General features: G+C 62.8%; 8 protein-coding genes. 3 read left to right on the plus strand and 5 right to left on the minus strand.

Annotated elements, in window-relative coordinates; translation table 11 throughout:
• Window positions 1-449 precede the first annotated feature (449 nt).
• The 3 genes from AC4P1R_RS00855 (at window position 450) to AC4P1R_RS00865 (ending at window position 2508) form a co-directional block, all read left to right on the plus strand.
• A complete protein-coding gene (locus AC4P1R_RS00855; RefSeq protein WP_069459549.1) occupies window positions 450-659 on the plus strand; it encodes a hypothetical protein in 210 nt (69 codons plus the stop codon).
• 228 nt (window positions 660-887) lie between these two features.
• A complete protein-coding gene (locus AC4P1R_RS00860; protein WP_069459548.1) occupies window positions 888-1343 on the plus strand; it encodes an RrF2 family transcriptional regulator in 456 nt (151 codons plus the stop codon).
• 154 nt (window positions 1344-1497) lie between these two features.
• A complete protein-coding gene (locus AC4P1R_RS00865) occupies window positions 1498-2508 on the plus strand; it encodes a KpsF/GutQ family sugar-phosphate isomerase (RefSeq protein WP_069459547.1) in 1011 nt (336 codons plus the stop codon).
• Here AC4P1R_RS00865 and AC4P1R_RS00870 read toward each other — a convergent pair whose 3' ends face one another.
• The 5 genes from AC4P1R_RS00870 to AC4P1R_RS00890 all read right to left on the minus strand — a co-directional run bounded on the left by AC4P1R_RS00870 (window position 2509) and on the right by AC4P1R_RS00890 (window position 15489).
• Window positions 2509-3855 (minus strand): capsule polysaccharide biogenesis protein, encoded by a 1347-nt coding sequence (locus AC4P1R_RS00870; RefSeq protein ID WP_151610800.1) that lies wholly within the window; start codon window positions 3853-3855, stop codon window positions 2509-2511.
• Between the two features lie 16 nt (window positions 3856-3871).
• Window positions 3872-5470: an LTA synthase family protein gene (locus AC4P1R_RS00875; RefSeq protein WP_151610801.1), complete on the minus strand. Its 1599-nt coding sequence runs from the start codon at window positions 5468-5470 to the stop codon at window positions 3872-3874.
• A gap of 99 nt (window positions 5471-5569) precedes the next feature.
• Complete coding sequence (locus tag AC4P1R_RS00880) at window positions 5570-6373, minus strand: SDR family oxidoreductase (RefSeq protein ID WP_069459544.1); 804 nt, start codon at window positions 6371-6373, stop codon at window positions 5570-5572.
• A gap of 111 nt (window positions 6374-6484) precedes the next feature.
• Window positions 6485-7900: an aminotransferase class I/II-fold pyridoxal phosphate-dependent enzyme gene (locus tag AC4P1R_RS00885; protein ID WP_069459543.1), complete on the minus strand. Its 1416-nt coding sequence runs from the start codon at window positions 7898-7900 to the stop codon at window positions 6485-6487.
• 71 nt (window positions 7901-7971) lie between these two features.
• Window positions 7972-15489: a type I polyketide synthase gene (locus AC4P1R_RS00890; protein WP_492177298.1), complete on the minus strand. Its 7518-nt coding sequence runs from the start codon at window positions 15487-15489 to the stop codon at window positions 7972-7974.
• Between the last annotated feature and the right edge of the window lie 254 nt (window positions 15490-15743).

Here is a 15743-nt window from a genome sequence, read left to right on the forward strand (position 1 = left end):
CCCTTTTTCGTCCGAAAGAGCTGACTATATACGAGGCGTCCCTTGCAGGTCGATTCGACGCTCACCATGTAGCGCGATAGCCCACCTGGGGCGGCGGGATAATCTGCAGGGCAGTCTCCTGACTAGGTCTTCGAGGCATTGATTTTTCGAGACCGGTTGTCGTTTGACTGAGATGTGAGATTGTCCTAGCTTACGCAGTGTGACGCGGAAGGATTCCGCCTCCCATCGTTCATGAACCGTCGCGGCGCTTTGCGCCGCCACAAGCCAAAGGAGAGTGACATGTCAAGAACCGTCTCGACCGCCGCTTTCTGCGGCTCGCGTTCCCTTTGTCGTGCAACGGTGAAAGGTCTCATTGGCACGCTTTGCCGAATGTGACCGTTCGCACCACCGGACTTATCCCTGCCGAGAATTGAAGATCCGCGCTTGATGCGTGGAGGAGGGTTATTTGCATGAACAAGCAAGTCATCGAACATAATGGTGTGCCCGTCGGCGTCGTTGTTCCCGATGCAGATCAGGTGAAGTTTGTGGCCGTGAAGTATCAGGTCTGGGACCTCGACGCGCAGCGGTTCCGCTCGGCCGATGAGGCGCGCGCGGCGATCCGGCACCTGCTCACCGGTCAGGCTCCCCATGCCCGCCAAGGCGGTGCCGCGGCGGCATGACTTTGTCCGGCCGCGGTTTTTCCTTGTTACTGCGTGAATATCAAGTGTAAGTCCAGGCTTCAGCGCCGTGCAAATGAGATGCACGGCGCTGCGGGTGCGCACCGGTCGCCTCTTCAAAAGTCGGCATAATTTTGTATTGGCAGAGCAATTCTGTGCTATGCCGAACACATAAGCTTGTGCGCGTGTGGACGGTTGCCGACGATCCGCGCGCGGGGAGACTCTGCCGGAATGCTGACAAAAAAGGGAAAATACGGATTGAAAGCCCTTGTCGACCTGGCACGCCTTGAACCAGGCGAAACGGCCTTCATCAACGAGATTGCGCTTCGCAACAACATTCCGAAAAAATTTCTCGATACGATCCTGCTCGAATTGCGCAATGCTGGGGTGCTGCGCTCCAAGAAGGGGCCCGGCGGCGGCTACTCCTTGTCGCGCCCGGCATCGGAGATCCGCATCGGCCACGTCATCCGAACGCTCGATGGTCCCCTTGCACCCATCCGCTGTGCCAGTCGTACCGCCTATGAAGTCTGTGAGGACTGTCGCGATCCGGAGACCTGCCAGGTCCGCATCTCCATGACGTCCGTACGCGATGCGATCGCCTCCATTCTCGATTCGATGACGCTTGCCGAGTTCGCGACCGGAGCCGTATTGATTCCGGAAGTGCCTGTGGAAAAGCGCGCCGGCTGATCACAGCGGCCCGCAATATTCCTGGCGCCGTAGAAATTCGGCCCAGGGGAGCTTGGTTTGCCGGAAGAATGGGCCTATTTGGCTCCAATCGTTTTTCGCCGCGTTTCGGACGGCCGGTACGGCTGCCGATTCCGCTTCAGACCAGGGACCGAAGATGGGCTTGAGACATGTGAAAGCGGAGGGGCATTCGCGCGCTGCGGTGCTCGATTCGATCAATAGGACACTGGCGACGGCAAGCAATGGCATCAAGGTTCTCGCCGATCATGCGGCGACGGACGAAGCCTTTGCGCAGAGCCTCATCGACGCAGTCGAACTGATCGGCGAGGGCCGGGGCCGTGTCGTCGTCTCCGGCGTCGGAAAGAGCGGACATATCGGCCGCAAGATTGCCGCAACCATGGCTTCCACCGGCACCTCTGCCTATTTCGTCCATCCGACGGAAGCCAGCCACGGCGATCTCGGCATGATCACCTCGGAGGACACCCTCATCCTGCTCTCCTGGTCCGGTGAAACGGCGGAACTCGCCAACATGCTCACCTATGCCAAGCGCTTCAGCGTGCCGATCGTCTCGATTTCATCCAACCGCGACAGCATCCTCGCGCGCAATTCGGATGTTGCGCTGGTGCTGCCGAAAGTGCCGGAGGCCTGTCCGCACGGGCTGGCGCCGACGACTTCGGCCATGCTGCAGCTTGCCGTCGGGGACGCACTGGCGATCGCGCTCCTGGAGCGGCGCGGCTTTTCCGCCGAGGATTTCAAGACCTTCCATCCGGGTGGCAAGCTGGGTGCCCAATTGCGCCTGGTTCATGAACTGGCGCATGTGGCGGAACAGGTGCCGCTGCTTACAGTCGGCCGTCCGATGAGCGAGGCGGTCATCGAGATGTCCTCGAAAGGCTTCGGCGTCGTCGGCATCGTCGATGAAGGTGGCGCCTTGATCGGCGTGATCACCGACGGCGACCTGCGCCGTCACATGGCTGGCGACCTGCTCGCTCAGCCGGTCGAAGAGGTGATGTCGCATAACCCTCGCGTAGTGAAAGGCGACGTGCTCGCCAGCGCCGCCATGGAATTCATGCAGGAGCACAAGGTGACCGTGCTCTTCCTCGTCGATGAGGCGCAAATGCCGGTCGGTATCCTGCACATCCACGACCTGCTGCGCGCCGGCGTGGCCTGATCAATCGAACGGAGAGCTGGCGCGAGCGCCTGTGAGCGAATCCCGCAGCGGTGAGGGGCTTCTCTTCTCGGGTTTTTGCCGGGGCGGCGGATCTATGAAGGCGCCCGGCTGGTTGACCATGTTCCTGTGGATACGTTCGGCGATTGCTTCCGCGCCGGCATCCGTCCCCGCATGCGAGTAGAAATTGCCGCGCACCTGGATCGACGCGGCCATCAGCCGGAAAGTCGCCGCGCTCAAGTCGGGATCCGGTTGCGTCGGCGCCGCCCAGAATGCATCGAGCGGCTGCTGGTCCGTCAGCCCGGCAATATCGAAGACCGCCCGGCCGAGCACCTTGACCGGTTTGCCCTGTTTGAGGGCGTGCAGCCCGGCGGTCGAATTGACCGTGACCATGCCGGCGCTCCCGGCCATGAGAAGGTCCAGGTTACCGCCGTCGAGAAAGGCGACACGATCTTCGATGCCAAGCGCCGCCGCTTGGCTGGCGATGATCCTGCGCCAGGGAATGAGGTTGTTGTCGAGAGGGTGGACCTTGATCGCCAGCTTGCTTGTCGGGGGCGCCTGGCGTGCAAAGGAGGCGAGGATATCTCCGATTGCCTCCTCCTGGCTGTTGAAGGGGGAGTGGGCGCGCAGCTGGAAGTCGGTCTCGAGCTGCAGCGGATAGACGAAATAGGGGAGACGATCCGAGGTGAGCGAGCGGATGACGGCCTCAGCCGCCCGCTGCTGGCGCTTGGCTCCGGCAAGGCGCCTCAACCATCCGGCATATTCCGCCAGCGGATGAAAGATCCCATGCCGGTGGTAGCCCGGGAAGAGAAACCAGAGAAGGACGTTCGGCAGGTTGTACAAGAGGTCATAGGCCGCCTCGGCCAGGAATGTCTGCGAATAGCGTCGCTGCCAATCCGGCTCGGGCAGGGATGCGGCGGCCTTGAGGATCTGCTCGGGCTCGGCCGGAAAATGCGAATTGGACGACATGCCGCCGCATTCGAGGGTCAGCCAATCGGGTCGGAGATAGCCCATTTCCACGACGTAGACTGCAGCCCCGTACCTCCTGGCGGCGGCAATGGCCTTCTGGTGATAAGGCCGCTCTTCGCCGAGCAGAACGAGATCGCTGACCCCATGACAGCGAATAAATGCGTCGACATAGCCGGGCCACCTGGCAAGAGAGCCGCGATAATTGTACCCGCCGCGGCGGCGCCAGAAGATCCGGTCGCCGACGTTGAGATTGATCCGGACGCAGCGATGTCCATAGGCTTCGAGCCGGGTGGCGATCTTGGGAAAGATCGACGACGAAGGACCTTGCAGGAACAGGAATGTCCGTCGCCCCGTATGCCTGATCATTGTGCCTTCCGTCATGTCCATTCTGCAGCCGCTATTGCAGCGCATCCTTGTGCAGGTTGGCGTGCTGGAGCAATGCGCGCAGAAGGTTCCATGGATCTTCGTCCTGCGGAGGTCCGGGGCGATGCTTGGCTGGCTTGGCCTTGGCGAGCGGCACGATGAAATAGTCCGTACGCGGGTCGGGGAAGGGATCGGCGAACGATTTCAACAACGGCGCGTGGTCGCCATAGAAGGCAAGCCAGACCGGGCGGTCGAACTTTTCGAGGCTGTCGATCAGATGTTTCAGCGCGGCATCGGATTGTTCGAGGATCGCCAGATATATGTCGACGGGATTGGCGAGCTCTCCGACGCGTCCGGGTTCCCATGGTCCGTGATTGGCCATCGATGCAACGAACAAGAAGCCGCTTTCCTCCAGCGGCAGCCTCCGCGCCTCGGCGACGACCCGCTCCGTAAGAGCCGCATCCGACACATAAAGCCCGTCGCGCGCGGGATCATGGTCGAAGGCGTCTAGCATGGTGAGCTTCTCGAAGCCGAGCAACGGCATCGCCTTGTGACGCAGGAAGAATGTGCGGTCATAGGGATGGATGAAATGCGTGTGCCAGCCGGCGCGCTTCATCTTTCCCGGCCAGACGACGTCGGCATAGTGCGACGCTCGCAGATAGGGATAGCTGGCATCGACATGGATATCGTCGGGCAGCAGCCCGCTCAGGACGGCGAATTCGGTGCGCAGCGTATAGCCGCCCTCGAAGATATTGCTTAGGCGGCCCCATTGAACCGCGTGCTTGCGCAGCCGATCAATCGTCGGCAGCTTGATCGTGTCTACTCCGAAATGCCGCATGTCGATGAACGATTCCGACTGCCAGACGACCACCAGCGGCGCTTCCTCATGGCCGATGAGGTCATGGACCGCCGCAAGCAAGCGTTCCGAGAGTTCGGCAACGATCTTTTCGCGCTTTACGCCCAGCCAGATGATGAAGTGAAAGACCACAGAGCCGAAGGTGCCGAAGCGCACCGTGCTCATCTTGACATTCACCTTGCCGACGAGCCGCTGGACGAGCGCGGCGGTCGGGCGATTGACCGGGCCGTAGAAAAGCGAGATCCAGGGCGCGCTTGCGGCAAGGACCATCAGGACGATCCAGAAGAGCTTGTCCCGCGTCGGCAGGACGCTCGGTTCGAAATACATGTAAAGGCCCGAGACGCCGAAGACATACAGGAAGGCGACGATCCAGAAGACGATGTTGAGCGAAGTCGCGTAGAAGATCGACTTGTACTTGAAGACATCGGCGACGAGCGCGATGTCCGAGAAGACCAGCGGCTCGCGGATGAACTTGAACTTGGCACGGGAAATACCGGTGAAGATGATGAAGAAGCTCATCGTGCCGGCCGCCGCATAGAGCGGGCGCCAGGAAATTGCAAAGAATCCGGCAAAGACGAGCGCAACCACCGGGAGGCGGGCAAGAATGTCGACGGTGTCGTGATTGCGGCCGTAGGGAGAGGCATTCTTTCGCCGCTCCCGCTTCGGCAGCGCGAAGCGGTCGGTAAAGAAGATCACCGCACAGGAGAGAAGATAGCAGCCAAGGATCAGCGCTTTCGGGTGGTCGTGCAATTGAAAGGGAACTAGCGCCAAACCCATACCTTTGAGCCGTTTACTGCCGGCGCCGCCTCGGCAGCGGGGCTCATCGACACTTAAATCCTAATACCGGCAGGAACAAGCACGCATTCTCTCCTGCGATCACCGTCCACGACTGCGTGCGATTGCCCTGTCGAACCACCAATTGAGAAATGGCCGGACGGCCGGACCGAAGCGGCCGAGCAGTAAGAGCGTGAAGCCGAAATAAATCTCGGACCGTCCCCGTACGACGTCGTCAGCAATCTTGCTCGCAACGGCATCGGCGCTCCAGGGCCGAACTGTGCCCATGACGACGGTTGCCTCTGGCGGACGCAATTCGAGCTCCCGCTCGAGTTGCGGGGTCTCGGTATCCGGCGGAAAGGCCACGGTCACCTGGACGCCGTGGCAGCACGCTTCGGCGCGCAACGCCTGCGCAAACCCGTGCAGCGCGAATTTCGATGCGCAGTAGCCGGAATAACCATAGATGCCGATGAGCCCCGCACCGGAGGATATTATCACGATCTGTCCCTGTCGGCGCCGAACCATGTCGGGATAGACGGCGCGCACCGCATTGACGGTTCCGGAAAAGTTCGTCTCCCATTGCCGGCGGAAGGACAGGCTGGGCATGGCTACGAACGGCCCCGGCTCGACGATGCCCGCCGAAGTCACCAGTATGTCGCAGGGGCCGAACGCCTCGACGCAACGGAAGATCGCGGCGTCGATCTGATCCTCGCTCGCCACGTCGGCTGTTTCGATGCGGATGTCTTCGGCGCGGGCCCCGTGCGGCGAAACGAGCTTTTGCGCCGCCTGCTCCAACAAAACGCGCGAGCGGGCAATGAGCGAGAGCCGGGCCCCGCGACCGGCATAGAGGGAGGCGAGTGCCAGGCCTATGCCGCTCGAGCCGCCGGTGATGATCACATGAGTCATGCGGAGATCCCGCTTGCCGCCGCTGACGGCGGATCTGTTAACGTGCCGGAGCGGATGGGGGATTGAAAACCCATGCCAAATCCACCGCACACTTTTCAGCCATAGGCAGCATTAGCGCTCCGAAATCGCTTTAAGCATCTGTTCGATGTCAACCCCGCCAAGGCCGAAATTGCGCGCGGTGAGGTTGTTGAGGCGCTCTGCGGTCAGCGTCACTGTGCGGCGGATCTGCTCCTCGGTGTGGTCGCTGGTGATAAAGAAGCGAAGGCGCGCGAAACCTTCCGGAACGGCGGGATGGATGATCGGCAGGACGTTGATGCCATCCGAAAGAAGGTCGTTCGAAAGCTGCACCGCACGCAGCGAGTCGCCGACGATCACCGGTACGACCGAATAGCCGCCGCTCAAGCCCGTATCGAGCCCCGCTTCTTTTGCGAGTTTCAGGAAAAGACTGCCGTTCCGCCGCAGTGCCGCAGTGCGCTCGGGCTCGCGTTCCAGAATATCGATGCTCGCGACCGCTGCTGCGCCGAGCACCGGCGCAAGGCCGACGCTGTAGACGAAACCGCCGGCTGATGCCTTGAGCACGGCGGCGAGCGCCGCGCTCCCGGCGACATAGCCGCCGCAGCTCGACGTCGTCTTCGACAGCGTTCCCATCCAGATGTCGACCTCGTGCGGGTCGATGCCGAAATGTTCTGCCAGCCCCTTGCCCCGCTTTCCCAGCACCCCCATCGAATGGGCCTCGTCGACCATCAGCCAGAAGCCATATTCCGCCTTGAGCTTGAGCAGTGCCGGCAGATTGGCGACATCGCCATCCATCGAATAGATGCCCTCGACGATCACCATGATGTGGCGGTAGTCACCGGCAACCGTCCGCAGCACATGCTCGAGATCCGCCGTGTCGTTATGCTTGAACAGCCGGCGGGTGGCGCCCGAAAGCTTGATGCCGGCAAGTGCGCTGTTGTGGATGAATTCGTCGTGGATGACGAGGTCCTTCGGGCCCATGAGACAGCTGATGGCCGCCACGTTAGTGAGATAGCCACTGACGAAACAGACCGCGGCATCGACGCCGTAGAAGCGTGCTATCCTCTCCTCGAGCTCCATATGGACGGGCCGCTCACCGGCGACCAGCCGGCTCGCCGAGGCGGAAATCCCGAACGTGCCGATCGTCTCGCGCGCGCGCTCCACCACATCGACATGCTTGTTCAGCCCGAGATAGTCGTAGGAGGCGAAATTGATCAGCATGCGGCCATCGATCACCGTCGTCGCGCCGGCCGCCGTCTGATGCGGGCGGTAGAACGGGTTGGCGATGCCGAGCTGTTCGCTTGCGAACTTCTGCGCCATCACCTGCTTGTATTCGGCGAGGTCCTCGAAGCGGGCCTGTTGGCGACGGGGCGCGGGCGGCAATTCGCGCTCCGACCGCGCCATCCGGTTCCGCTCGGACGATTGGTGCGTGTTCCTCATCCTGTCCAGCAGGTTCTCCTTGAGACTGCTGTTCATCTTGGAGAAGCTTGGGCCGTTTCCGTCGTTGCTCATTGGCTCTGTGCTTTTTCGCGGCTGCCGTTCTCGTTCCTTGAGCCGGCGGTTCAAGGAACGAGAACGTGGATTTAGATCGACCTTTGCGCGTCTGCCAGGGCACGCGGCGCCGTGGTCGCTCCAACATGGCGTTGCGTCAACTCGGTAACGAGCTTGTCGTCGGCGCCTTCGCCTTCATCGCCCAGGTCGCGCTTGCTCACTTTTTCGTAGAGCTTGCGCGCAACATCGCCGACAGTCGTATGGTCGGCAACGCCGCTCAAGGGCATGTCGAAACCGGTGTTCTGCTGGAAGCTGATGCCGAGTTCCACCGCCATCAGGCTGTCGAGGCCGATCTCCTTGAGGATCTTGCCGCGCGTCACGGTATCCTTCGACACACGCAGGATCGCGGCGATTTCTCCCGCCACCAGATCGAACAGAATGTCTTCCGCCTCCTGTGGCGACTTGCCCTCGATCATCGCGACAAGGTCCATCGTGGTGCCCTCGGCGCCGGAGACGTGCTGGTCGGCACTGCGCAGGACCACTTCGAAGAGCGCATTGCGGGCAATCGGCAGGTTGCGCGCCGCCGCCCAGTCGATCTCCGAAATCATGACGACGCCGGCGTCGATGGTTCCCGTGTCCGCGGCGATATGGCTTGCGACCATGTCGAGCGCCATCTGGGCCTTGAGCGCCGTCTTGCCGATGCGCTTGGCGAGCAGGTCGTTGACGTCGGCGTTCTGCGTCAGATAGCCGGCATCCGCGATCGCGCCGAAGCCGACCGCCAGGCCCGCCAGGCCTTCTGCACGTCGCGTCCGGGCCAGACCTTCGAGATAGCCGTTGGCCGCGACATAGTTCGCCTGGCCCGGATTGCCGACCAATGTGGTAGCCGAGGAGAACAGGAGGAAATTGTCAAGCTGGTCTCCGCGCGTCAGCCGGTCGAGGATAGCCGCGCCCTTAGCCTTGGTGTCGATCACGACCCGGTTGCGTTCGCGGTTGAGATTGCTGATCAGCGCGTCGTCGAGCACCATCGCGGCATGCACGACGCTGCGCAACGGTGCTTGCCCCCGAAGCGTGGAAAGCAGCGTTTCGACGGCTGCGGCGTCGGTCACGTCGCAGGCGTGAAGCGAGGCGCACACGCCGGCTTTCTCCCAGCGCGACAGCATCGCCGTGGTCTCCGCGTCGGGCTGGCCGCGTCGGGAGCAAAGGGCGATCTTGCGCGCGCCTTTCTCGACCAGCCAATTGGCCGCCATGAGGCCGAAGCCGCCGATGCCGCCGACGACGAGATGCATGCCGTCCGGATCGACGTTCATGCCCGCGTTCGGCCTCGCCGTAATCTCATGCCTGCCGGTTACCGGGGGCAGCACCACGATCTTACCGATATGACCGGCATTCTGCATCAGCCGGAAGGCATTGCCGATCTCATCGAAGTCGAAGGCGCGGTAGGGAAGCGGCGTTAGCTTTCCTTCATCGAAGAGCGCGCCGATTTCCACGAAGATGCGCTTTGTCAAGCCGGGCTGGTTGACGAGAAGCTGATCCGCATCGATGCCGAAATAGCTGATATTGCGCCGGAACGGTCTCAGGCCGATCTTGCTGTCGGCATAGTAGTCGCGCTTACCGAGTTCGAGGAAGCGGCCGAAGGGCTTGACGAGCGCGAGGCTCTGCTCCATCGCCTCGGCGAAGAGCGAGTTGAGCACGAGGTCCACGCCTTCGCCGCCGGTTACGGCCCGGATATCGTTGACGAAGCCGAGCGAGCGGGAATCGAAGACGTGATCGGCGCCGAGCATCTTCAGGAAGCGCCGCTTTTCCCGGGTTCCGGCCGTCGCGATGACCGTCGCCCCGTTTAGTTTCGCCACCTGGAGTGCGGCAAGGCCGACACCGCCGGCGGCGCCGTGGATGAGGATCGTTTCTCCCGGCCGGACGCGGCCGAGCTCAACCATGGCGTAATAGGCCGTAAGAAAGGCGACGGGCAGGGTGGCGGCTGCCACCGGGTTGATTGTTCGCGGCAGTTTGGCAACGCCGGCGCGCGAGACGACCGCGTGGGTCGAGAAGGCGGAGGAGGCGATCGCCATCACGGCGTCGCCGACGACGAGGTCGTCGACACCTTCGCCGATCTCGACCACATGGCCGGACAGCTCCATGCCGATCGTCGCTCCGGCAAAGCCGTCTTCGAGCGCTTCCTCGGGCAGGAGGCCCATGGCCCACATGACGTCGCGGAAATTGAGGCCTGTCGCGGCGACCGCAACGACGATCTCTCCCGGTCCGGCCCGCGGCACGTCGGTCTCCTCCCAGGCGATGCTGCCGACCTGGGAACTGACGCGCTGGCGAATGGTCGCCGCAGCGAAGCTGCGCGTTTTACCTTCGCTCTTGCCGACGGGGCCGGGCACTGCCCGGATCTCGGAGAAGAGGCCCGAGCTGCGATCGAGCAGCCACTCGCGATTGGAGCCTTCGATTGTCAGGAGCGGCAGTGCGGAGGCGATCATCGCTTCCGCCCCCGCTTCGATCTTGTCGCTGAAATCGAGCGAATGGACGTCGAGAAACTCGTATTCATTCTCGAGCACGCGGACGAAGGTCCACAGACCTGAATTCACGCCGGAGTTCGTCGGGGCGGAAATCGGCGCGCCTCCCGGTGCAACGAGCACGAGGCGGGGACGCTCGTCCCCGCTGCCCTCTCCGACGTGCTGGCGCAGGGCTTCGGCGAAAGCGCTGAGCGCCAACACCTGCGTCTGCAACAAGGCGGAATCGTCGTCGCCGGCAGGACCGGTGGCCGGCGAGAGGAGCACTGCGCGAACCGGCCTTTCTCCAAAGGCAGCGAAGGCGCCGCGAAGCTTGACCGTGTCCGTCGCCATGTCGCCCCCAAGCGAAATGCGCATCGCATCTGCGGGCACCGCTGCCGGTCGGCTCCCTGCAGTTTCGAGTAGCAGATAGGGGATGGCGCCGGAGACAGGTCCTTGCGCCGGCTGGCCTGCCGCCCCGCGGGCTTCGATAAGGATGGCGTTGCCGTGCGGCCATTCGCGCTCGGCGATCCTGACCTCACGCAGTTTGAGATCGCTGAGGCATTTCTGCCAATGCGGTACGGCGGCAAGCTTGCCGATCGGGAACTCCGCCGTCTGGCTGCGCGCGAACCAGCCATCGCAGAGGCCGAGCGCAAAGTCGCGGAAGATCGACGGCGCGCTGACGGATGCGACCAGGGCACCGTTCTCCCGCAGCATCGACCCGAGCGCGTTGCGCACGCCGCTCTCCTCCTCGATCAGCTCATAAAGGCTGTCGGAGGCGCTCACGGCCAGATCGAAGGGACCAAGGGCGGAAAATTCACTCTTCTCGAGTATCCGCACATGTGCGTCCTGCTCGAAGGCGATCTCGAGATTGCGTTGGGCGTTGTCGCGCGGCTCGACGACGGAAAGGCGTGCTCCGTGCCGGAGCGCGAGCTCCGCGAGCCGACGCGTGAAGCCGACGGAAACGCTGCCGAATTCGACGATGCCCAAGCGGCTGCCCTTCGGCTGCCCGGCCAGGGCACGGTCCACCGCAGCGAGGACTTGCTCCATGCGCGACCGGCTTGCCGGAGAATGAACGGCCTGATGGTCGAGCGTCGCCTCGCTGATGAAGGCTCCGTTGAAGGCCAAGGCTTCGCCGCCGAACCGCGCGGAGAGCAGTGCGTCGAGGCGGCTGAGCGCCTCCCGATAAGCATTGTTGATCAGAACCGCTTCGACGGCACGATCCGGGCGCTCGCCGTAAAGCTCGCCGAGGATCTCCTCAACCGTCGGAAGGGTGAACTCCGTGGAGACCTGCCAGTGATCGTTCTGGTGTTCGCAGAGCCCTGCATCTTCGAGAGCATAAAGGCAACTCGTGAGAAAGCATTGGAACGCACGGTCCCCAGGCAGTGCATCGCTCGCGATCAGGCCCTTACCGTTCGCAAGCTTCAGAGCAATCTCCTGGCAGGCGCGATAGATGGCGGCATTGAAGAGCAGCGTCGCATTGTCGACGCCGCTTGCGGCGCCATCCTGCTCCGTCAGCCTTGCCGGCATCGACAGGAGGGGCTTCCTGCCCGGAAGTGCTGCCTCGGACAGCACCGCCTCGTAGTGAAAGGAGAGGTCGCCGAGCGTCTTATGCTTGCGCAGATAGGTGCGCCGGAAACGGCAGTCGTCGAAACGCGCGACCGCCGCGCCCTGCTCGTCGAAGAAGTGGAACCGCGCCTTGATCGAATTGGCGCTGACGCGCTCGATTTCGATCGTTGCACGGGCGATCGTCCGACCCGAATTGACAACGCGCACCGAGCCGAAGCGCACCGGGATGTAAGGCGCGCCGCCCCTGTCACCGGTGAAGCGGTCGAAGAGCGCCACCAGGCCATGGAAGGTCGCATCGATGGAGATCGGATTGAGCGCATAGCTGACAAACGGATGGCCCGGCTTTGCCGGTGCCTTCAGTTCCACGTCGATCAGCCGGTCGCCATAGGCGACGGCCTCAGCGAGCAACTGGAAGCGCGGGCCGTAGTCGAGTCCGAACTGTCTTGCCGTTTCATAGGCTTTTGCCGGCGTTACGATTCCTGTTTTTGCCACGCCCGCGAAGGACGGACAGCCCGCATTTGCGCCCGGTATGGGCTTGCGGCTCCTGGCGACGGCATGCACCGTCCAATCGTCCTCCGACAGGCGCTCGCGCGAGCGGATTTCGATGTCGCCGGTCTCCGGCGACAGGACCGTCGAGAGTTCCATGATGCGGCTGTCGCTGAGTTCGAGCGGTCGGACGATCTCCAGATTGGTGATCTCGACCTCGTCACTGCCGTAATATTGCTGCGCAGCCGAGATCGCCACTTCGATGAATCCGCTGCCCGGCAGGATGGCCTTGCCGTCTACGACGTGTTCGGCGAGATCCGGATAGAGATGCGCATCGATGTGGTTTTTCCAGCTGCCGCTGTTCGGGTCGGCGCGCCAGCCGGACAGGCGGTATGGTTTGCCGGAGCGGCCGAAGAGGTCCGTCGCGTCGCTGGTCGCTTGTGGGCGCAGTTCCACCGGCTCGAAAGGCAGGCAAGGCAATTCGACGAAGGCATCCCGCCTGCCGTAGACGCGGGGCCGGTCGACGGTGGCGCCATGCGCGACGGCGCGGGCCATAGAGGCGGAGATCGGGTCGTGTCCCGGCTCTCCCGCATCGCGCAGCAAGGTCGGCACCACCGTTGCCGGAAGCGCCGCCTGCTTCACGGTTTCCTTGACATAGGAGGAGAGGATTGGGCGGGGGGAAATTTCGACGAACAGACGGCAGCCGAGCTCGAGCGCGGCTTCGGCCGCCGCCTGGAAGCGGACCGGTTCGCGGACGTTCTTCCACCAGTATTCCGGGTCGAGTTCGGTGCCGTCGAGGGCGCCGCCGGTGACCGTCGACAAGTAGGTCAGCTCCGTGCGGCGCGGGGCAATGTCCGGTATATCGGCCAGGAAGGCTTCTTTGGCCTGATCGATGATCGGATGGTGGAACGGATAGTTGATGTCCAGAATCTGGACCGGGATCTTCGCCTTGCGCGCGGCGTCGCGGAAAGCGGTAACCTCGTGCGCCGGTCCGGAGATCGTGACCGAATTATGCGCGTTGACTGCGGCGACGCAGAGCGCGTTCAGCCCACGCGCCTGGGCGAAGGCTTCGGCCGCTTCCTCGCCAAGCATCACGGCGGCCATCGTGCCGTGGCCCGCAAGCCCGTCCTGGTGCAGCGATCGCTTGGCCACGATCGCCACGGCGTCGACGAGCGACAGCGCGCCGGCTGCGTAAGCGGCGGCGATCTCGCCGACCGAGTGGCCGAACACGGCGGCCGGTTTGATACCCATCGCCACGAGCGAGTCGGAAAGGGCCGCCTGGATTGCGAAGAGCAGCGGCTGTGCGACTTTCGTATCAGGGAGCTTCTTGTCGAGCGCCGGATCCGTCAGCAGGTCCGTCAGCGCGATGTCGGCATGGAATCGGAAGAGGGCACTGATGGACGTGAAGGATTGCCGGAAGTGCAGGTTCTCCCGGAAGGCCTCTACGCCCATGCCGGCCCATTGCGAGCCGTTGCCGGAGAAAACGAAGGCGATCGGCGCATTCTTCACCGGTGCCTCGCCGATTTCGCCGATATCGGAACCCGGCTTGTCGAGATGGCTGGCAATGGCCCTGGCGATGTCTTCGGGACTGTCACTGCGCGCAACGAAACGGTGGCGCATATGGGTGCGGTTCGCGCCCGAGGCGGCGATGATCGCGCGCGCCTTCTCCTTCGAGGCGCCGGCGAACGCGGCCTTGTAATCCTTGAGCAACAATTCCAGGCTCGACTGCGTGTGAGCGCTCGCGAGAAACACATGCCCGGAGGGCGCGGCCGCAGGTTTTTGCTCAGGCTGCACGTCCGGATCGCCGATGACGACATGCGCGTTGGCACCGCCAAATCCAAAGGAATTGACCCCCGCGAGGCGCGTACGCTTGCCCTTCAGAAGCTCGATCGGATTGGCCGTAACGCGAACATTGAGCCCATCGAAATCAATGTGCTCGTTCGGAGTGTCGAAGTGCAGCGACGCCGGCAGATAATTGTGTTCGAGCGCAAGGACGGCCTTCATCATGCCAAAGAGACCTGACGCCGGTTCGGTATGGCCGATATTCGACTTGATCGAGCCGATCGGTACCGGGGCACTGCGCTTGGCGCCGATGACCGTGCCGATGGACCAGACTTCCGCCGGATCTCCGACCTTGGTGCCCGTCCCATGTCCCTCGACGAAGGCCACCTGATTGGCATCGATGCCGTTGCCCTCGTAGATGGACCTGAGCAGGTTTGCCTGCGCCTCGCGCGACGGCAGCGAAATACCGTTTGTGCGGCCGGCGGAGTTGACGCCGGTCGCGACGATCTTCGCATAGCTCCTGTCCCGCTCCCGTCGGGCCCGGTCCGAACGGCGCAGGATGAAGACGACGCCGCCTTCGGCGCGCACATAGCCGGCGCCATCATTGTCATAGGCCCGGCAGAGACCTTCGGGAGAAAGCATGCGCGCCTGTGCGAAGCCGACGAAGGGGAGCGGATGGGCCAGCACGTTGACCCCGCCGACGATCGCCGTGTCGATCTCGCCGGCATTGAGCGCCCGCATCGCTTGGTCGAGCGCCACCAGTGAGGAGGAGCAGGCGGTATCCACCGTCATGCTCGGTCCACTCAAGCCGAAGACGTGGGAAATACGGTTGGAGACGATCGACAGCGTGTTGCCGGTCATGAAATAGGGACCGGCGGCGGCCGGGTCTTCGACCGTCAGGTTGGCGTGGTCCAGGCTCGAGGCGCCGACATAGACGCCGACATTCTCGCCATGCAGAGAGGCAACCGAGATGTTTGCGTCTTCCAGCGCGCGCCAGGCAAGCTGCAACAGCACGCGCTGCTGCGGATCCATATACATGGCCTCGCGCTGCGACATGCCGAATACGGCAGGATCGAAATCATAGATGCGATCGAGGACGCCGGCGGCGAATGTGTAGGTCTTGCCCTGCGTCCCCATGCTGGGGTGCCAGAATCGCGCCAGATCCCATCGGTCTTCGGGCACCCGGGACACGGTGCACATGCCCTGACGAAGGATTTCGAATAGCGCCTCTGGTGACTGCGCTCCAGGAGCCAGGCATGCACGCCCAATGATTTCAACTGTCATGTACGATCGAACGCTCTGAACTGTCGTTAAAGTTGTTCCAGCCCATTGCAACGTCGAACGCGGGATTGCAATGGAAGATGCTCTCCTTGGGTGAAATTTCCCCGTTTGAACCCTCTACTGTATTAGCGAGCTTTTAACCGATAGAGCCTAGCTTTCAAGCCCGAAGGCTTAGATATCCCTCGCGCAAGCTCTATCCAACACAAATAAGACGACAGTCTGTAACCGAGATTGCCGAGGTATGACCGTAAAGGCGC

The organism is Sinorhizobium sp. Y406 (assembly GCF_058732025.1).